16 protein-coding genes are annotated in these 19,208 nt (G+C 32.1%); 4 read left to right on the top strand and 12 right to left on the bottom strand.

What is annotated here, in order from left to right; all coding sequences use genetic code 11:
- Nucleotides 1-177: 177 nt before the first annotated feature.
- From rpsO to folK, 3 genes are all read left to right on the top strand, one after another.
- Entirely contained in the window at nt 178-447 is a 270-nt protein-coding gene (rpsO, locus tag ACKTTC_RS00560; protein WP_408037313.1) for a 30S ribosomal protein S15, read from the top strand.
- Between the two features lie 162 nt (nt 448-609).
- On the top strand, nt 610-2,811 hold the full coding sequence (locus ACKTTC_RS00555) for a polyribonucleotide nucleotidyltransferase (RefSeq protein ID WP_408037312.1): 2,202 nt from the start codon (nt 610-612) through the stop codon (nt 2,809-2,811).
- Between the two features lie 88 nt (nt 2,812-2,899).
- Nucleotides 2,900-4,030, top strand: a complete 1,131-nt coding sequence (gene folK, locus ACKTTC_RS00550) for a 2-amino-4-hydroxy-6-hydroxymethyldihydropteridine diphosphokinase (RefSeq protein ID WP_408037311.1) — start codon at nt 2,900-2,902, stop codon at nt 4,028-4,030.
- Between the two features lie 35 nt (nt 4,031-4,065).
- On the opposite strand, the gene gldC is transcribed toward folK, so the two are convergent.
- Nucleotides 4,066-4,404 (bottom strand): gliding motility protein GldC, encoded by a 339-nt coding sequence (gene gldC / locus ACKTTC_RS00545; protein WP_408037310.1) that lies wholly within the window; start codon nt 4,402-4,404, stop codon nt 4,066-4,068.
- Nucleotides 4,404-5,360 carry a gliding motility lipoprotein GldB gene (gene gldB, locus ACKTTC_RS00540; RefSeq protein ID WP_408037309.1) on the bottom strand — a complete coding sequence of 319 codons (957 nt, stop codon included), beginning with the start codon at nt 5,358-5,360 and terminating at the stop codon, nt 4,404-4,406. The genes gldC and gldB overlap by 1 nt, the downstream gene beginning before the upstream one ends.
- Before the next feature lie 57 nt (nt 5,361-5,417).
- Between gldB and nadE the strand changes: the two genes are divergently transcribed.
- The gene (gene nadE / locus ACKTTC_RS00535; RefSeq protein WP_408037308.1) at nt 5,418-6,206 is read left to right on the top strand and encodes an NAD(+) synthase; all 789 of its coding nucleotides are present in this window, start codon (nt 5,418-5,420) and stop codon (nt 6,204-6,206) included.
- 389 nt (nt 6,207-6,595) lie between these two features.
- Here the strand turns inward: nadE and dnaG are convergent, their stop codons facing one another.
- The 10 genes from dnaG to ACKTTC_RS00485 all read right to left on the bottom strand — a co-directional run bounded on the left by dnaG (nt 6,596) and on the right by ACKTTC_RS00485 (nt 19,159).
- Entirely contained in the window at nt 6,596-8,563 is a 1,968-nt protein-coding gene (gene dnaG, locus ACKTTC_RS00530) for a DNA primase (protein ID WP_408037307.1), read from the bottom strand.
- A gap of 69 nt (nt 8,564-8,632) precedes the next feature.
- Complete coding sequence (gene clpX / locus ACKTTC_RS00525; protein WP_408037306.1) at nt 8,633-9,871, bottom strand: ATP-dependent Clp protease ATP-binding subunit ClpX; 1,239 nt, start codon at nt 9,869-9,871, stop codon at nt 8,633-8,635.
- A 51-nt stretch (nt 9,872-9,922) separates the two neighbouring features.
- Nucleotides 9,923-10,582 carry an ATP-dependent Clp endopeptidase proteolytic subunit ClpP gene (gene clpP, locus ACKTTC_RS00520; RefSeq protein ID WP_408037305.1) on the bottom strand — a complete coding sequence of 220 codons (660 nt, stop codon included), beginning with the start codon at nt 10,580-10,582 and terminating at the stop codon, nt 9,923-9,925.
- Nucleotides 10,583-11,385: 803 nt separating this feature from the next.
- A complete protein-coding gene (locus tag ACKTTC_RS00515; RefSeq protein ID WP_408037304.1) occupies nt 11,386-13,026 on the bottom strand; it encodes a tetratricopeptide repeat protein in 1,641 nt (546 codons plus the stop codon).
- A 63-nt stretch (nt 13,027-13,089) separates the two neighbouring features.
- The gene (nqrF, locus tag ACKTTC_RS00510) at nt 13,090-14,403 is read right to left on the bottom strand and encodes an NADH:ubiquinone reductase (Na(+)-transporting) subunit F (protein WP_408037346.1); all 1,314 of its coding nucleotides are present in this window, start codon (nt 14,401-14,403) and stop codon (nt 13,090-13,092) included.
- A 2-nt stretch (nt 14,404-14,405) separates the two neighbouring features.
- Nucleotides 14,406-15,143: an NADH:ubiquinone reductase (Na(+)-transporting) subunit E gene (gene nqrE / locus ACKTTC_RS00505; RefSeq protein WP_408037303.1), complete on the bottom strand. Its 738-nt coding sequence runs from the start codon at nt 15,141-15,143 to the stop codon at nt 14,406-14,408.
- 52 nt (nt 15,144-15,195) lie between these two features.
- Nucleotides 15,196-15,840 (bottom strand): NADH:ubiquinone reductase (Na(+)-transporting) subunit D, encoded by a 645-nt coding sequence (locus ACKTTC_RS00500; protein ID WP_408037302.1) that lies wholly within the window; start codon nt 15,838-15,840, stop codon nt 15,196-15,198.
- A 2-nt stretch (nt 15,841-15,842) separates the two neighbouring features.
- Complete coding sequence (locus tag ACKTTC_RS00495; RefSeq protein ID WP_408037301.1) at nt 15,843-16,583, bottom strand: Na(+)-translocating NADH-quinone reductase subunit C; 741 nt, start codon at nt 16,581-16,583, stop codon at nt 15,843-15,845.
- Between the two features lie 2 nt (nt 16,584-16,585).
- The gene (locus ACKTTC_RS00490; RefSeq protein WP_408037300.1) at nt 16,586-17,809 is read right to left on the bottom strand and encodes an NADH:ubiquinone reductase (Na(+)-transporting) subunit B; all 1,224 of its coding nucleotides are present in this window, start codon (nt 17,807-17,809) and stop codon (nt 16,586-16,588) included.
- 3 nt (nt 17,810-17,812) lie between these two features.
- A complete protein-coding gene (locus ACKTTC_RS00485) occupies nt 17,813-19,159 on the bottom strand; it encodes a Na(+)-translocating NADH-quinone reductase subunit A (protein ID WP_408037299.1) in 1,347 nt (448 codons plus the stop codon).
- Nucleotides 19,160-19,208: the final 49 nt, after the last annotated feature.

Below are 19,208 nucleotides of genomic sequence, written 5' to 3'. Positions count from 1 at the left end.
AGTTAATCTGGTTCTTTGACTTTCCTTTTTAAAAAAGGTTTAATTCAACCTTTAAAAAAGGAATTAACAAGCCTTTAATTAAAACTTCATAAAGAACTTACTTTAAAAAAATAATTGTACATTTGCCACTTCAATGAAAAATCATTGGTACATTAAAATCATTTAAACAATATTGGTATGTATTTAACGAAAGAAGTAAAAGAGGAAATTTTCTCGAAACATGGTAAAGGTGCACAAGATACAGGTTCTGCAGAAGGACAAATCGCATTATTTACGCACAGAATTAACCACTTAACTGAGCACTTAAAAAAGAATCGTAAAGATTTTAACACAGAGCGTTCGTTAGTTAAAATGGTAGGTAAACGTAGAAGCCTTTTAGATTACCTTAAGAAGAAAGATATCAACAGATATCGTGCAATTATTAAGGAATTAGGTATTAGAAAATAAACCTTACTAAAAGAGGCAGGAATTTCCTGCCTCTTTTTTATTTTAAGAATAATTTTGTAGCTTGTGCTACAATCCTTATAAATAAGTATTTATTACTTCCATTGGAACAACACACAACAACACAACACACAACGAAAATTTTTTATTAGAAAAAAACATTTTATGATTCCAAAAGTATTTAGCCAAGTTATTGAACTTGGAGACGGAAGAACTATTACATTAGAAACAGGAAAGTTAGCAAAACAAGCAGATGGTTCTGTTGTTGTAAAAATGGGAGACACAATGTTATTGGCAACTGTAGTTTCTGCAAGAACTGCAAATCCAGGCATTGATTTTTTACCTCTAACAGTAGATTATAGAGAAAAATTTGCCGCTGCGGGAAGGTACCCAGGTGGTTTTATGAAACGTGAAGCTAGACCAAGTAACGAGGAAATCTTAACAATGCGTTTAGTAGATCGTGTTTTACGTCCTTTATTCCCAAAAGATTATCATGCTGAAACGCAGGTAATGATTCAATTAATGTCTCATGACCCAGAAGTTATGCCAGATGCATTGGCAGGATTAGCAGCGTCTACAGCTATTCAGTTATCAGATATTCCATTTGAAGCTCCAATTTCAGAAGTACGTGTAGTGCGCGTTAATGGAGAATTCATTATTAACCCTAGTAGAGCTCAATTACAAGAAGCAGATATCGATTTAATGGTAGGTGCTTCTAGTGAATTCGTAGCTATGGTAGAAGGTGAAATGGATGAGGTTTCTGAAGAAGAAATGGCAGAAGCTATCCGAGTTGCACATGAAGCTATTAAAGTACAATGTGATGCTCAGGTTGCATTAGCTGAAGCTGTTGGTAAAAAAGAAACTCGTGAATATGAAGGTGAAGCAGAAGATGAAGAATTAGCAGCTAAAATTCACGAAGCAACGTACCAAAAGTGTTATGATATTGCTAAAAAAGGAACATCTAAACAAGAAAGAGGATTAGCTTTTTCTGAAGTTAAAGATGAAGTATTAGCAATGTTTACTGAAGAAGAATTAGAAGAAATTGGAGATTTAGTTTCTAAATACTTTAGTAAAGCACATAAAGCAGCCGTACGTGATTTAACATTAAATGAAGGTTTACGTTTAGATGGACGTACTACTACAGATATTAGACCAATTTGGTGTGAGGTAGATTATTTACCAAGAACCCACGGTTCATCAATTTTTACAAGAGGAGAAACGCAAGCATTAGCTACAGTTACATTAGGAACCTCTAGAGATGCGAATATGATCGACTCTCCTACATTACAAGACGAAGAGCGTTTTTACTTACACTATAACTTCCCTCCATTTTCTACAGGAGAAGCTAGACCTATAAGAGGAACTTCTCGTCGTGAAATTGGACACGGAAATTTAGCACAACGTGCATTACAAGGAATGGTTCCAGAAGACTGTCCTTATACTGTTCGTGTTGTTTCTGAAGTATTAGAAAGTAACGGTTCTTCTTCTATGGCAACTGTTTGTTCTGGTACAATGGCATTAATGGATGCTGGAGTACAATTAAAGAAACCTGTTTCTGGAATTGCCATGGGATTAATTTCTGATGGAGATCGTTATGCTGTATTATCTGATATTTTAGGTGATGAAGATCACTTAGGAGATATGGATTTTAAAGTTACGGGTACTGCAGATGGAATTACTGCTTGTCAAATGGATATTAAAATCAAAGGTCTTTCTTATGAGATTTTAGTAAAAGCCTTAAAGCAAGCTCGTGATGGTCGTTTACATATTTTAGAAAAATTAACGGACACAATTGCTCAACCAAACTCAGAAGTTAAAGCACACGCTCCAAAAATGGTTACTGTACGTATTGCTGGAGAGTATATTGGTGCTGTAATTGGACCTGGAGGTAAGCATATTCAAGAATTACAAAAAGAAACTGAAACTACAATTGTAATTAATGAGGATGAAGTTACTGAAGAAGGAATTGTTGAGATTTTAGGAACAAACCAAGAAGGTATTGATAAAGTATTAGCTAGAATAGATTCTATAACTTTTAAACCTGAAAAAGGAAGCGTTTACGAAACTAAAGTTGTTAAAATTCTTGATTTTGGTGCGGTTGTTGAATATACTGACGCTCCTGGAAATGAAGTATTATTACATATTTCTGAATTAGCTTGGGAACGTACAAATAATGTTACTGATGTTGTAAATATTGGTGATATAATTGATGTAAAATACTTTGGTGTAGATCCTAAAACTCGTAAAGAGAAAGTATCTAGAAAAGCATTATTACCAAGACCTCCAAGAGAAGAGAGAAAGCCTAGAGAAGACAGAAAACCTTCTAAAGAGGATAGAAAACCAAGAGGTGAGAAAAAAGAGGCATAAGTCCTTATTAAAATAGTTAATAAATCGTCAATGAAAATTGGCGATTTTTTTTATGCTTTTTGTTTCTTTGCGCTACCAAATAAATGTATTGAAAATACAACGAATTACATATCTGTCGTTAGGTACCAATCAGGGGAATAAGTTTGAAAACCTACAAAATGCTATTGATTTAATAGCAGAAGAAATTGGTAGTGTTTTAAAGGTAGCTTCAGTATACGAAACCGCTTCTTGGGGTTTTGACAGTGACAACTTTTATAATACTTGTATTAAAGTTTCTACCTATTTACCTCCAGAAGAATTAATTACACGCCTATTAATTATTGAGAAAGAACTCGGAAGAATTCGAAAAGATAGTACAACATATACCGATCGCTTAATTGATTTAGACATCTTATTATTTGATGATGAGATTATTTTTTCTCCAGATTTAATTGTACCACATCCTAGGATGTTAGCTCGTAAATTTACGTTAGTTCCACTAGCTGAAATTGCCGCAACTACAATGCATCCTATAGAAAAAAAGCATATCAATGCTTGTTTGGCTGCATGTGATGATGCTTCGGAAATTACTAAAATAGAACAAGTGCTTGTTAGACCAATTTCTATTGCAGAGAAATACAATTATATAGCCATAGAAGGGAATATTGGAGCTGGTAAAACAACGCTTTCTAATATGATGTCTGATGAATTTAACGCTAAAATTGTTTTAGAGCGTTTTGCAGACAACCCTTTCTTACCTAAGTTCTATAAAGATGAAGAGCGCTATGCATTTCCTTTAGAAATGAGTTTTTTAGCAGATCGTTACCAACAGCTTTCTGACGACTTAGCACAGTTTGATTTATTTAAGAACTTCATCGTATCAGATTATTACATATTTAAATCGCTTATATTCGCTCAAATCACTTTACAGGATGATGAGTATACTTTATATAGAAAAATGTTTGATTTGATGTATAAAGAGATTGTAAAGCCCGATTTGTATGTATACTTATATCAAAATACAGATCGTTTACTACAAAACATACAAAAACGCGGAAGAGCTTACGAGCAAAATATTGAGGCTACCTATCTAGAGAAGATCCATGATGGTTACAGTAATTTTATCAAAACGCAACAAGATTTAAATATTTTGGTTATTGATGTTTCTGAACTCGATTTTGTAAGTAGTAAAGAAGATTACAAAACTATATTAAAAAAGATCAAGAATTATGATTCTTGATCTTTAGATAAGTTTTATTAAAAATAAGTAATTACTTACTTCTTAATTAATTCTAATTTTTCTGCAAAATAATCGCAAAAATCACGCATAGTTGCACTCATTCTTTCATCATCTGTGGCTCTTTCAAAAGTATCTGCCATAGAAACTAATGTTTGATGAAAAAACTGCTTCATTTCATCTACAGGCATATCTTTAGTCCATAAATCCATACGTAACGTATCTTTTTGATTGTGATCCCATACAGATAACATAATTGCTTTAGAAGGTTCATTATTTATTCCTCCATCTTGAGCGTTCCATGTAATTTCTTCAGGAACTTTATTCTCATCTAATCCTACTTTAAATTTTATCTCTGAAGTATGTACTATTGCCATCAGTGTCTTGGTTTGTATTTAGATTTTTTAAAAATTTCGTCTTCTTTTGTTTGCAAAAGTTCCGGCAAAGATACGTCATTATTCTGCATATATGAACGTACAATTTGCCAACCTATCCAAACTCCAATTCGTCCTGGAGAAAGGTTATCTTCTCCCAAATAAAATTTAGAAAAAGGTGCTACATCTAAGAAACGTTGATTCAATTTTAAACTCGTATCATATAACAATCCTTTTTCTACAAAATACTTCCATATTTGTTCTTCGCTTGCTACTGCCCAATCAAATTTTTCTTCACTATATCCTATTTTTTCTCTATCGGAAACCTCTGGCAAATATGCATCTAACACATACATCTTTTTTCCTTCATAAATCATCTTATCTATAAAGTTCCTTTCTGTATTTGGATGCATTTGTGTATTAACAATTGCATTGGCTACATCTACAATTAAATGCTCTTTACGGTTGTTTTGTTTTATATATTCTGGATAATCTCCATAGAATTCATGAGTAGCTCCTAAGTAACTATCTAAAGAAATTAATAGAAACCCTTTATCATACAATACTCTGTTATCATAATCTATATTCGTTAATACAGTAATAACAACTGGTTCCTGAAAATTAGGGTTATAATATTTTACATATTGAAATAATTTCTCCAATTCTTTTTCTTGTGGGTAAAAATCTTTGAAGACTTTTTGAGTCTCTACAAAAAGTTCTTGCTCATCTTTATTATTAATTTTATTCATCCAAACAGAATCTATATCATGAGGAAATAATATTGGATAAATCTGTTTTGTTTTTGCTAAAGTCTCTGCTGTAGACGTGTAAAAGTCAATATCAAATCTACCTACTTTCACTTCAGCATTAATTTGAGAAACATCTACTTTTAATTTATTTTCCTTTTTACAGGAAAAAACAATCATTAGCAGCATTAAAAGACTTACAATTTTTCGCATGAATTACCTATATTTACGTTCAATTATTAAACTTCGAATTTACTAAAATCGTATAACATGAATACTCCTAAAGTTGCTGAATATATTACTAATTGGTTAAGAGATTATGCTGAAAATGCAAAAGTAAAAGGCTTTGTTGTTGGAGTATCTGGTGGTATAGATTCTGCTGTTACTTCTACACTATGTGCAAATACTGGTTTACCTACTTTATGTGTAGAGATACCTATTCATCAAGCACAAAGCCAGGTAAACAGAGCGCAAGAGCATATCACACAATTAAAAGAGCGTTTTTCTAATGTTTCTGATGTACGTGTAAATTTGACTTCTACTTTTGAAGATTTTAAAGCAGTAGTTCCTGAGCAAGAAGCTTCTCCTAAATTAGATTTGTCTTTAGCAAATACTCGTGCTCGTTTACGTATGACTACTTTATATTATTTTGCTGGTTTACATAGTTTATTAGTGGCTGGTACGGGAAATAAAGTAGAAGATTTTGGCGTTGGGTTCTTTACTAAATATGGAGACGGTGGCGTTGATTTAAGTCCAATAGCCGATCTTGTTAAATCTGAAGTATATGCTTTGGCTACTTTTTTAGAGGTTCCTGAATCAATTCAAAAAGCACAACCTACAGATGGTTTATTTGGTGATAGTAGAACAGATGAAGATCAAATTGGAGCTTCTTATGATGAATTGGAATGGGCTATGCAAATGCAAAATCAAGGTAAAGTGTTGGAGGATTTTGAGGGACGTCAAAAAGAAGTATACAGTATTTACACACGCTTAAATCGTATTAACCAACATAAAATGGTACCAATTCCTGTTTGTGAAATTCCTACAACATTAAAGTAGGTTAGAAGAAATCATTAACTGTTTGATTTTCTTATACGCACGCTTCTTGTGTCCGTTAGATATTTGGAATGGCAATTCTATAAATAACAGAATTAGCTTAAAAATTTGAAGCAATTTTCTCATAGTTTCTAATAGTTTTGTTTCTGATTCTTTTTTTTCGTGTACGAATATATAAAAAAATGTTAAATACTTAAAACACACTGGTTATTTTCGCTCAAAAAGAATATCTTATTATTGATTATATACTATTATAACAACTGAATTCTTAATTTCCCTACCAGTAGCGATTGCATTTTTTGATATTTAACACAGGTAAAAAAACCAAAACACTGTTTATCAAATAACTAACCTTATAAAAACTAATTAGTATCTTTTTACTAAAAATAGTTTTATACTACCCTATTCAATTTCTCATAAAGTAATTTTTTCAACTCTATATAATTGGTTACTTCTTCAAAATCGGGTGTTTGTCCTTCCTCTTCTTGCGCTTCCTTTATAATAGCATTGATTTTAGTTTCAATTAATACTCTTCTAAGGTTTAATATAGCATCTGTAACTAATTTAGGTAGAATTTTGGCTGTTTCAGTAACAAATACTTCTTTACGTTCCCAATCGCTTAATGTGTACTTTTCTTCGTCCATTAAAATATTAGTAACTAAACTAGAAATAGATGGATTCTCATTCCCTACTAATCTTTCTATTGAAATTTTTTCATCTTGATTGAGCTGATGAATAATTTCGTGATAAACTAATTGAAATACTTCATTTGTGAATTCAATTTCGTCTTCTTGTAAATTCAAATACAACTCATTAGAAACAGTATTGGTATATTCTTCTTTTTCTAAAATTGGCTTTCCGAATTTATTGAATGCATGTACCCAATTCACAAAAGCTACTTCTTCATTTCCATACAATAATAGTATTCGTATTACTTCTTTTTCTAATAGTAATAAACTATTAACTTTTGTTTCTTCTTTCTTCTTCGCTAAAGGTTGTAATTGAGGCTGTTTATTTTGCTGTGTTGTTTTCTGAACTTCTTTTTGCCCTTTATTAATAAGCTGTGCTAATTCGCTAAACAATACTCGCTCAGAAATATCCATAATTCGTGCACATTCTTGAATATACACTTCTCGTTGAATACCATCTGGAATCTTAGCAATACTCGTTACAATACCTCTAATTAATCCCGCTTTTTTAACAGGATCATTCTGCGCGTCTTCCATTAACAAAGACACTTTAAAATTGATAAAGTCTTGCGCGTTTTTCTCTAAATATGCCTTTAAATCTGCATCTGAATTTGCTTTTGCATAACTATCTGGATCTTCTCCTTCTGGAAAGGTAACTACTTTTACATTCATTCCTTGCTCCAGAATTAAGTCAATACCTCTTATAGAAGCTCTAATTCCTGCTGCATCTCCATCGAAAAGTACCGTAATATTATTCGTTAATCTATTAACTAATCGTATTTGATCTGGTGTTAAAGCTGTTCCAGATGACGCCACAACATTTTCGATTCCAGATTGATGAAATGAAATTACATCTGTATATCCTTCAACCAAGAAGCAATTGTCTTGTTTTGCTATTTCTTTTTTAGCATGATAAATTCCATAAAGAATTTTACTCTTATGGTATATTTCACTTTCTGGTGAGTTTAAATATTTAGCTGCTTTTTTATCGTTTGTTAGTATACGTCCTCCAAATCCTAAGATTCTACCAGACATGCTATGAATTGGAAACATTACACGACCTTTGAATCGATCGAACATTCTATCGCGTTCTCCCCCTTCTTTAACAATGGTAAGTCCTGTAGCTTTTAGATATTTTAAATCATAGCCTTTTTGCAAAGCTGTTTTTGTAAAATCATCCCATTGATCTTTACAATATCCTAAATCAAACTTTTCTATTGTATCTTCTCGGAATCCTCTTTCTTTAAAGTAAGACAATCCAATAGCCCTACCTTTTTGAGTATTCATTAATATATCATGAAAATAGTCCTTTGCATACTTGGATACTAAGAACATACTTTCTCTTTCATTTATTTGTTTTTTTTGCTCATCTGTTTGCTCAGATTCTTCAATTTCTATGTTATACTTTTTTGCTAACCAGCGAATAGCTTCAGGATACGAAAAATGCTCATGTTCCATTAAAAAAGTAATGGCATTTCCTCCTTTTCCTGTACTAAAATCTTTCCAAATTTGCTTTACAGGAGATACCATAAAGGATGGTGTTTTTTCATCCACAAACGGACTCAATCCTTTAAAATTACTTCCTGCTTTTTTTAACTGTACAAACTCTCCTATTACTTCCTCTACACGGGCAGTTTCAAAAACTTGGTCTATGGTTTGCTTAGTAATCATATGTTAAAGATAAAAAACCTCGCAAATATAGTTTTTGCGAGGCTTGTTTACTGTCTTTTTATTTGTTTTTTATGAGGCAGCCTTTAATTTTTGTAAAGCTTTCTTCGTCAATTTTTCTTCAGCATAATCTTTTGTTACTTCAAATTCTTTAATATCTGAACCTGGTAACTCAAACATTGCATCTGTTAAAATTGCTTCACATAAAGAACGTAAACCTCTAGCTCCTAATCGATATTCTACAGCCATATCTACAATATATTGTAAAGCTTCTTCTGTCATGGTAAACTCAACGTCATCCATGCTAAATAGCTTTGTATATTGCTTTATAATTGAGTTTTTAGGCTCTGTTAAAATAGCTCTTAGCGTTTTTGCATCTAGAGGATTCATGTAGCTCAACACTGGCAAACGACCTATGATCTCTGGAATTAATCCAAAAGATTTTAAATCTGCAGGAATAATGTATTGTAATAGATTGTCTTCATCTATTTTATCTTCATCTATAGAAGCACTATATCCTACAGCTTGCATATTTAATCGTTTACTGATAATTCTATCAATTCCCGAAAAAGCTCCACCAGCTACAAAAAGAATATCTTTTGTATTTACTTGAATGAATTTTTGCTCTGGGTGTTTTCTACCACCTTTTGGAGCGACATTTACAACTGCTCCTTCTAATAATTTTAGTAGTGCTTGTTGTACTCCTTCTCCAGATACATCTCTGGTAATAGATGGATTGTCTCCTTTACGAGCGATTTTATCAATTTCATCTATAAATACAATTCCTCTTTCTGCTTTTTCTACATCATAGTCGGCAGCTTGTAAAAGTCTACTTAAAATACTTTCTACATCTTCACCAACATATCCTGCTTGCGTTAAAACTGTTGCATCTACAATAGAAAAAGGAACATTTAGCATTTTAGCAATAGTTCTTGCTACTAATGTTTTTCCTGTACCTGTTTCTCCAACAAGTACAATATTCGATTTTTCTATTTCTACACCGTCTGAAGGACTTTTTGTTTGTAATAATCTTTTATAGTGATTATATACTGCCACAGACATTGCTTTTTTAGTTTGCTCTTGTCCTACAATATACTCATCTAGAAAAGATTTAATTTCTTTTGGTTTTCTAAGAATTAAATCATTACTAAGACTTGTTGTTTTTGCTTCAGCTATCTCTTCTTCTACTATACCGTGTGCCTGCTCTATACATTTATCGCAAATATGGGCATCCATTCCTGCAATAAGTAAATCTGTCTCTGCTTTTTTCCTCCCGCAAAACGAGCATTCTAAATTTTGATCTTGTGACATTTTATCTTTTCTACTATAACTACGCTTTCATTTTTAATTCTTAGCTCTTATTTATTTTCTGCTAAGAATTTCATCAATCATACCATATTCCTTAGCTTCTTCAGCTTTCATCCAATAATCACGATCTGAGTCTTCATATACTTTATCGTACGTTTGACCTGAGTGTTTAGATATAATATTGTATAATTCTGTTTTTAATTTTCCGATCTCTTTAACCGTAATTTCCATATCAGAAGCTTGTCCTTGTGCTCCTCCTAATGGTTGATGAATCATAATTCTTGAATGTGGTAAGGCAGAACGCTTTCCTTTTTCTCCTGCACACATTAAAACAGCTCCCATAGAAGCAGCAATTCCTGTACAAATAGTAGCTACATCTGGTTTAATGAATTGCATCGTATCATAAATACCTAATCCAGCATATACACCACCACCTGGAGAGTTTATATATATAGAAATATCTTTGCTTGCGTCTACACTTTCTAAGAACAATAATTGTGCTTGAATTACATTCGCAACCTGATCGTTAATTCCAGTTCCTAAGAATATAATCCTATCCATCATTAATCTTGAAAAAACGTCCATTTGAGTAATATTTAACTGACGTTCTTCCATAATATATGGCGTAAGACTGCTTGTTATTTGATTATAATATGTACTACTAATTCCATGATGTTTGGTAGCATATTTTTCAAATTCTTTTCCGTAATCCATTCTTGGGTTTATTTAAAAGTTACAAAGGTTAAAGATACGGAAGTTTTTTTCGTTGACAAACCTACTCTAAATAGAAAACCAACACCTTTCGATGCTGGTTAAAAAAACTAATTGTGGTTGTGAAAACCCTCCCTCCTTTTTATATAGAAAATTAGTACGAGAAAAAAACTTCTTTACAATCGTAGCATTTAAATTTTTTCTTATTTAAAAACATTAGTTTTTCCAGTAGTCGTCTCTTCTTCCTCCTCACAGAAAAAGATTTGCATTTTGGACAGTTCATAAATATTCCCCCCTTTTATGTTAAAACAAAATTAAGTGATACATGTTTCTTGATAATCACCCGAAATGGGTGATTATGAGACCAAAAGAATTCAAAAATTAGATAAAGTAAGCTAGAAAGTTTACGAGTGTAGCAAATTAATTTCCGAAGTGGCTATTTTACTATATAAAAAAAGACCAGCATCCCCTCAGACTGCTGGTCTATATAACTACTAATTTTGGGTAAATTCACTATGTGGATTAGGGATTATTGATTCTAGGGAAAAATTACCTATAGTAGTGAGTAATGTTTTAGTTTTTACTGGCGCAAGTATATAAAAACTATCAGTGCAATAGTGTTAAATTTACAGTGACAAAAAGTGACATTTTTTAAACGACACAATTACAAGTATTTAACCCCTAAATCACTTTCTTAAAAAAATGTTAATAAATTAACCCTCATCTTAAAGTTACTTCAAAAAAAAATCCTATATATTCACTAGGATTTGTAGGATTTTTACTTTTTTAGGCTTTTTTATACCTATCTAAGCAAATAAATTTTGAATAAAACTTTCGAGTTCTTGTTGTTTTGGTACTTCCATTTTTTTTCGAATTCTATAACGTAATGCTTTTATAGAATCGATGCTTGAATTTCTTATTGAAGCAATTTCTTTAATGGATAAATTTAAACGTAGTAAACTACATACTTCTCTTTCAGTTTTTGTTAGGTTTGGGTATAAGTTTATAATATGTTTATCAAATTCTTGATTAACCGCATTAATTTTATCCTGTAAAAGCGATAGTTTATTTTCTGTAGTAATTTGTTGCTGTAATTTTAACAGTAATAGATTAGCATACTCTTGCACACTTTTAGATTCACTAGAATCTTTATCTTGTTTTATTTGTTTTGATAATTGTTTGATAAACTCTAATCTCATCGTATTATCTGCAATCAAATGCTTTAGTTCTGTTTCAGATGCTTTTACTTTTTGAGACAATACTTCTTTTTTTAATTTTTCCTTCTCATACTTACTTTTTACAATTTGTGTTCTCGCCTTATAATCTCTCCAAACTAAAAAACCTATAGTACTTCCAAATACAAGAATTAAAACAAACAACATTAGATACAATCTCGATTTCATTTCTTTCTCATTTGCTACAACTTCTAATTCTTTCTTTTCTTTATTAAAAGTATTTTTAAGTTCTAATTCTTTTAGTTGTTTTTGCTTTTTTAAGTCGAAAATGGTATCTGAATACTTTTTAAATATTATTTGGTATTCATAAGCTTTTTCAAAGTCTTGCATTTCTGCATATACTCTACTCCTTACATCTGCTATTCTTGATAATCTTTGTTTAAAACCTCCATTTTTAGCAACTGTATGAGATGAATCTAAGTATATTAATGATGTTTTGTAATCTTTTAATTTGAAATAAGAATATGCAATATTAAAGTAAGTTACTGCCAAGTTAGTTTTCCCATGATTTTTCTTAACAAAATCTAAATTATTTAGATGTGTCTCAAGAGCTTTATCATATCTCTTTTGAAATCCGTAAATAATCGCTAAATCATTTCTTACATTGCTAATTTTGACTTCATTTTTAAGGCTTTTAAAAATAGCCATCGCTTTGTTATAATAGTAAAAAGAGGAATCTAATTTTCGGAGTCTTCTGTATGAGCCTCCCATGGTTAAATAACTTCTACCTATTAATGAAGAATCATTAATCTTTTTAGCTAAACGTATACATTCTTTATACTTTTTAATCGCTTTATTGTTCTCTCTGGATTGCTTGTATACCATCCCTTCTTTCAATAAAATATTAGCAACATTAGCTGTATCATGAATCTTTTCGTAGAAGTCTTTTGACTTCATATAATACATTAATGTTTCGCTGTAATCTCCTTGACGGTGGGCTGCACTTCCTAAGAATTTAAATACTTTAGCTTTATTAGCAAAATCATCTTCGTTTACTAAACTTTGAGCTTTTTTAAAATAATCTTGCGCTTTGTATATATCTTTTTCTAAAAGGTAATCTCCTATTTGTAATAATAGCTCTAATCTTGATTCTTTTGTAGTTGCTGTATCAAGTTTTTTCTGAATAGCAATGTAAGTACTGTCTATATCTTGAGCTCTTACAACAAATATAGCACAGAATAGCAATAACAATAGTTGTAGACGTGTAACCATTGATTAAATATATACAAAAAAACCAGCACGAATGCTGGTTTGTATATATTATTTGAAGTTATTTTATCCTCCAAAGTCATCAAAACGGATATTTTCGTCATCAAGACCAAAATCTTCACCCATTTTTTGTACTGCTTTGTTCATTAATGGTGGTCCACAGAAATATAATTCTAAATCTTCAGGACTATCATGTTTAGATAAATATTGGTCTATTACAACTTGGTGAATAAAACCAACAAACCCATCTCCTGCTTCATCATTAATATCTGTTTTAACTTTCCAGTTATCTTGCTCTAATGGCTCTGATAATGCCAAGTAGAATTTAAAGTTTGGAAAATCTTTCTCTAATGCTCTAAAATAGTGAATATAGAACAATTCTGCTTTAGAACGACCTCCATACCAATAAGTTACTTTTCTACCAGTTTTTAATGTTCTAAATAAGTGATAAATATGTGAACGCATTGGCGCCATACCTGCTCCACCACCTACATATAACATTTCTGCTTCAGAGTCATTAATAAAGAATTCACCATAAGGTCCTGAAATCGTTACTTTATCTCCTGGCTTTTGGTTAAAAATATAAGAAGAAGCTACTCCTGGATTAACATCCATCCATCCGCCTTTAGCACGATCAAAAGGAGGTGTTGCCACACGAACATTTAACATGATTTCTCTTCCTTCTGCTGGGTAAGAAGCCATAGAGTATGCTCTTTCTACAGTGTCATCATTCTTCATTACTAATGGCCATAATCCAAACTTTTCCCAATCTGCCTTAAATTTATCTGGCTCACCTGGATGATCATCTGGGTGTGCAGAAATATCCATATCAGCATATTTTACTTCACATGGTGGTATCTCAATTTGAATATATCCACCTGCTTTGTAATCCATTTCTTCAGGAATTTCAACTACAAACTCTTTAATAAAAGTTGCTACGTTGTAGTTTCTTACAACAACAGCTTCCCACTTCTTAATTCCAAAAATTTCTTCTGGAATAGAGATGTCCATATCTTGTTTTACCTTAACCTGACAAGCTAAACGAATTCCGTGTTGTAATTCTTTTCTTGTAAAGTGAGGTGTTTCAGTTGGTAATGCTTCTCCTCCTCCTGAGTTTACATGACATTCACACTGAACACAAGATCCACCACCACCACAAGCTGATGGTAAAAATATTTTCTGGTTTCCTAAAGTAGATAATAATGTTCCTCCAGATGGCACCTCAATTGTTTTTTCTCCGTTAATTGTAATTTTAACAGGTCCAGATGGTGCTAACTTTTGCTTAACAAATAATAATAATCCTACTAATAACAAGATAACTGCTAAGAAAGCGATTACTGTTATTGAAATTGTTCCTCCTGTACTTACTTCTAAAAACATCATTATTCTATAATTTCTTTAGTGTTCGTTGCTAATTTCTCTGCGTCCTTTACAGTATCTTCCTTCTTGTTTTCTACTTTCACTTCTGCTTTAGGAGCTTCTTTCTTCTCTGCAGGCTCGTCTCCTCCTGTTAACATTCCTCCAAAGCTCATGAACCCAATAGCCATTAAACCAGTAATGATGAATGTAATCCCTAAACCTCTTAAAGGTCCTGGTACTTGAGAATATCTAATTTTTTCACGGATTGCTGCAATAGCTAAAATTGCTAAGAACCAACCGATTCCTGATCCTACTCCATATACAAATGATAATCCGAATGTTGGAATTTCACGAGATTGCATGAATAATGATCCTCCTAAAATTGCACAGTTTACAGCAATTAATGGTAAGAAAATACCTAATGAGTTATATAATGCTGGCGCGAATTTTTCTACAATAATCTCAACTAATTGTACCATGGTTGCAATGGTTGCAATAAACATGATAAACGATAAAAAGCTTAAATCATAATCTGCATATTCTGCACCTAACCAAGATAAAGCTCCAGGTTGTAATAAATATTGATCTAACAACCAGTTTACAGGAACGGTTACAGCTAATACGAATATTACCGCAGCTCCTAAACCTACAGCCGTTGAAACTTTTTTAGATACGGCTAAGTATGAACACATTCCTAAGAATGTAGCAAATACCATGTTATCTATAAATATCGACTTAAAAAATAATTCTAAATGTTCCATATTTTATATTTTCTCTTTCTCAATTGTACTCTAAAAGATTTATTGAAAAAGTTTAATCCTCGATTAATGCTTTATTTCTACTACGTTGTACCCAAATAATAATTCCTACAACTATTAAGGCCATAGGTGATAATAACATAAATCCGTTATTTTCATATCCGTATTCGTACAACCCTGTCTTTTCAATTGGGTCTCCTAATACTTTAAAACCTAATAAAGTACCAGAACCTAATAATTCTCTAAAGAATCCTACAATAATTAAAATCACTGCATATCCCATTGCATTTCCTATACCATCTAAGAATGATTTCCATGGTCCATTTCCTAAAGCAAAAGCTTCAAAACGTCCCATAATAATACAGTTTGTAATAATTAGTCCTACGAATACCGATAGTGTTTTACTTAATTCATAAGCAAAAGCTTTCAATACTTGGTCTACAATAATTACCAATGCAGCAACTACGATTAACTGTACAATAATTCTAATTTTAGATGGAATAATATTTCTCATTAAAGAGATTACTACGTTTCCTACTCCCAATACAAATAATACTGAGATTGACATTACGATTGACGCTTGTAATTCAGCAGTAATCGCAAGTGCAGAACAAATACCTAATACTTGAATAGTAATTGGGTTATTATCCGCTAATGGATCTGTAATTAATTTTGCGTCTTTTTTTGATAAAAGTCCCATAATTATTTTAATGTTTTAAAGTAAGGTACGTACAATTTCAACTCAGTTTTAAGCATTGCTGCAACACCGTCTCCAGTAATTGTTGCTCCTGCAATTGCATCTACCTCATGATCTTTTTTATCTTCATTTTTTGGGTCTGCATTTGATTTAGAAACTTTGATTCCAACAAAATCTCCAGCACTCATCATGTATTCTCCAGTAAAATCATCCATAAAGAAACGTTGCTTAATGTTAGCTCCTAAACCTGGTGTTTCTCCTTTATGATCGAAAAATACTCCTTGTACTACCATGTCTTTATCCATGGCAACATATCCCCAAATAGCATCCCAAAGACCTTTACCTCTAATTGGAGCGATATAAAAAGTTTTTCCTTCTCTCTCTCCAATAAATAATGGTAATTTTCTTGTTTTTCCTTCTTTTGCTAATGCTTGTTGCTTTTTAATATCGATTAAATAAGCTTTATCATCTTCTGTAGTTTTATCTCCTTCAATAACTAATTGCTTCTTGATATACTTGGAAAACTCTTCGCTTACTTTATCTTTAGAGACAAAAATTACGCTACTCTCATCATTTTCGTTTACGCCCATTGCGTATAAAATGTTTTGTTGCTTTTCTATCTCTTTATTTGCTTTAATTCTACCACTTAAAGAAGAAGCAGTAAAAGCTAACAACGCACCTACTACTAATACCATTCCTATGGCAAATAGCATTGTATATACATTACTGTCTGTTCTATTACTCATAATTAAGCAGTTTTAACTTTAGCTCGTTTTAATCTTTTCTTTATGTTTCCTTGTACCACGTAATGGTCGATTGTTGGAGCAAATACATTCATTAATAAGATTGCTAACATTACCCCTTCTGGATACGCTGGATTGAATACACGAATCATAATTGAAATGAAACCAATTAAGAATCCGTAAATCCATTTTCCTTTATTTGTTTGTGAAGCTGTTACTGGATCTGTAGCCATATAAACTGCTCCAAATGCAAAACCTCCAATAATTAAGTGCTTCCAGAAATCTAGACTCATTAGTCCGTAGAACTTACTTGTTTCAGTAATAACTCCTGCATCTACAACTAAATTGAAAATGTATCCCATTACTAAAGCTCCTAATACTGCAGATAACATAATTCTCCAGCTTCCTATCTTCGTAAAGATTAAGAATAAAGCCCCTAATAAGATTAATAATGTAGACGTTTCTCCTACAGAACCTGGAATAAATCCGAAGAACATTTCTGATACAGAATAGTTTAATGGTTGTGATTGTGCTAAACTTCCTAAAATAGTTTCTCCTGAAATAGCATCTGGAACTCCATTTTGTCCTAGCATTCCAACACGAGGATCTGCTCCATATACCCATACTTTATCTCCAGACATCCAAGTTGGATAAGCAAAGAATAAGAATGCACGAATTGTTAAGGCTGGATTTAAGATGTTCATTCCAGTTCCTCCAAATACTTCTTTACCAATTACAACTCCAAAAATAACTGCAACAGCTAACATCCAAAGTGGTAAATCTACTGGTACGATTAACGGAACTAACATTCCTGTTACTAAGTAACCTTCTTCAACTTCGTGTCCTTTAATTACAGCAAAGATAAATTCAATTACTAATCCTACTACATATGAAACTAATACTAATGGTAAGATTTTTAAAGCTCCTACCCATAAGTTATCAAAGTTCCAAAAACTACCACTAAAGAAACCTGTTACTCTTTCAATCTCTCCTGTAGCTAAATGATGCTGATAACCTGCGTTGAACATTCCGAATAATAAACATGGAACTAAAGCCATGATTACAATATTCATTGTTCTTTTTAAATCATCTGCTGCCTTTATATGAGTTCCTCCATGTGTAGTCTCATTAGGCAAATATAAAAAGGTATGGATTGCGTTAAACGCAGGTGCCATTTTAGTACCTTTATATTTCTCTTTTAAATTATGTAAATTTTGTTTTAAGCCCATATCTTATCCTAATTCTGCTCTCATTAAATCTAATCCTTCACGAATGATTTTTTGATGAGGCTGTTTTGATACACAAATAAATTCTGTTAATGCAAAATCTTCTGGAGCAACTTCGTAAGCTCCTAGACCTTCCATTTCATCAAGATCGTTATATAAACAAGCTTTTAATAATTGCATTGGGTATATATCTAATGGAAATACCTCTTCGTAAGAACCAGTTACTACAAAAGCTCTGTGCTCTCCGTTAGTATTTGTATTAAGATCGTATTTCTTCTTTGGATTTAACCAAGAGAATGTTAACGCTCTAGATGTAGATATTTTATTGAAGATAGGCTTGTTCCAACCGAAGAATTCATAATCGTCTCCTTCTGGAATTGCTGTAACTTGGTTATCATAATATCCTATAAAACCATTCTCTGAAACTTGAAGTCCTGATAAAACATTACCACTGATAATACGTGTATTATCATCGTTAATATTTCCTTTAACAATATCTTTTACTTGAGCTCCAGCAAATACTGTTACATATTTTGGTTCATTAATTTTAGAACCGGTAACAGCTACAGTACGCTTTACATTGAATTTACCAGTTAGTAATAATTCTCCTATTACAACCAAATCTTGAGGTGTAACTACCCACACAACTTCTCCTTTATTAATAGGATTTACTTGTGCTATTTGTGTACTTACGTTTCCTACAGGGTGTGGCCCAGATACTGTATGTAACTCTATACCTTTTATAGTTGCAAACGGTGATTTAGAAGAACCAACTGAAACGTGTACTTTTCCTTCTGTTAGTTTTGTTAAAGCTGTAATTGCTTCTTGTAATTCAGCTTCTTTTCCTTCTAAAACATAATCATAATCTGCTGCTAAAGGCGCGCTATTGTATCCTGAAACGAAAATAGCTTTAGGAGCTTGGTTTGGGTTTGCAACAACATCATACGGACGTTGTTTGATAAACGGCCAACATCCTGAAGCAAATAAGTGATTTTTCACTTCTTCTCCAGACATTGAGTTTACATCTACCTTTCCAAAATCTTTGTACTCCTGAGTTCCGTTAGTTGTAATTTTAATTTCTAAAACTTTTCTACGAGCTCCACGAACAATCTCTGTAACTTTACCACTAACAGGACTAGGAAATAAAATACGCTCGTCACTTTTATTGTAAAAAAGTGCTTCACCAGCTTTTACTTCTGTACCTTCTTTCGCTAAAATCTTAGGGATAACGCCGTGAAAATCATCTGGCTTTATAGCAAAAACACTACCTAAAGGAAGTTCGGCAGTTACTTGCTTTGCTTCGCCAACGAGCTTTATATCAAGCCCTTTTTTTATACGGATGTCTTTTGACATAGTAACTAATGTATTTGATTTTCTTAAAAAACATGCAAATTTAAAAATT

The organism is Tenacibaculum amylolyticum (assembly GCF_964511145.1).
Lineage (GTDB): Bacteria > Bacteroidota > Bacteroidia > Flavobacteriales > Flavobacteriaceae > Polaribacter > Polaribacter amylolyticum.
The sequence above is the reverse complement of the archived record's forward strand: the minus strand, read 5'-3'. Positions and strand labels throughout refer to the sequence as shown.

Excerpts from the sequence above, each read along its gene's own strand:
- ACKTTC_RS00555 (WP_408037312.1), top strand. The coding sequence starts at position 610 with ATGATTCCAAAAGTATTTAGCCAAGTTATTGAACTTGGAGACGGAAGA.
- ACKTTC_RS00515 (WP_408037304.1), bottom strand. The coding sequence starts at position 13,026 with ATGGTTACACGTCTACAACTATTGTTATTGCTATTCTGTGCTATATTT.
- ACKTTC_RS00500 (WP_408037302.1), bottom strand. The coding sequence starts at position 15,840 with ATGGGACTTTTATCAAAAAAAGACGCAAAATTAATTACAGATCCATTA.
- ACKTTC_RS00490 (WP_408037300.1), bottom strand. The coding sequence starts at position 17,809 with ATGGGCTTAAAACAAAATTTACATAATTTAAAAGAGAAATATAAAGGT.
- nqrF (WP_408037346.1), bottom strand. The coding sequence starts at position 14,403 with ATGTTTTTAGAAGTAAGTACAGGAGGAACAATTTCAATAACAGTAATC.
- clpP (WP_408037305.1), bottom strand. The coding sequence starts at position 10,582 with ATGGATTACGGAAAAGAATTTGAAAAATATGCTACCAAACATCATGGA.
- nadE (WP_408037308.1), top strand. The coding sequence starts at position 5,418 with ATGAATACTCCTAAAGTTGCTGAATATATTACTAATTGGTTAAGAGAT.
- ACKTTC_RS00485 (WP_408037299.1), bottom strand. The coding sequence starts at position 19,159 with ATGTCAAAAGACATCCGTATAAAAAAAGGGCTTGATATAAAGCTCGTT.
- clpX (WP_408037306.1), bottom strand. The coding sequence starts at position 9,871 with ATGTCACAAGATCAAAATTTAGAATGCTCGTTTTGCGGGAGGAAAAAA.
- nqrE (WP_408037303.1), bottom strand. The coding sequence starts at position 15,143 with ATGGAACATTTAGAATTATTTTTTAAGTCGATATTTATAGATAACATG.
- gldB (WP_408037309.1), bottom strand. The coding sequence starts at position 5,360 with ATGCGAAAAATTGTAAGTCTTTTAATGCTGCTAATGATTGTTTTTTCC.
- dnaG (WP_408037307.1), bottom strand. The coding sequence starts at position 8,563 with ATGATTACTAAGCAAACCATAGACCAAGTTTTTGAAACTGCCCGTGTA.
- rpsO (WP_408037313.1), top strand. The coding sequence starts at position 178 with ATGTATTTAACGAAAGAAGTAAAAGAGGAAATTTTCTCGAAACATGGT.
- gldC (WP_408037310.1), bottom strand. The coding sequence starts at position 4,404 with ATGGCAATAGTACATACTTCAGAGATAAAATTTAAAGTAGGATTAGAT.
- ACKTTC_RS00495 (WP_408037301.1), bottom strand. The coding sequence starts at position 16,583 with ATGAGTAATAGAACAGACAGTAATGTATATACAATGCTATTTGCCATA.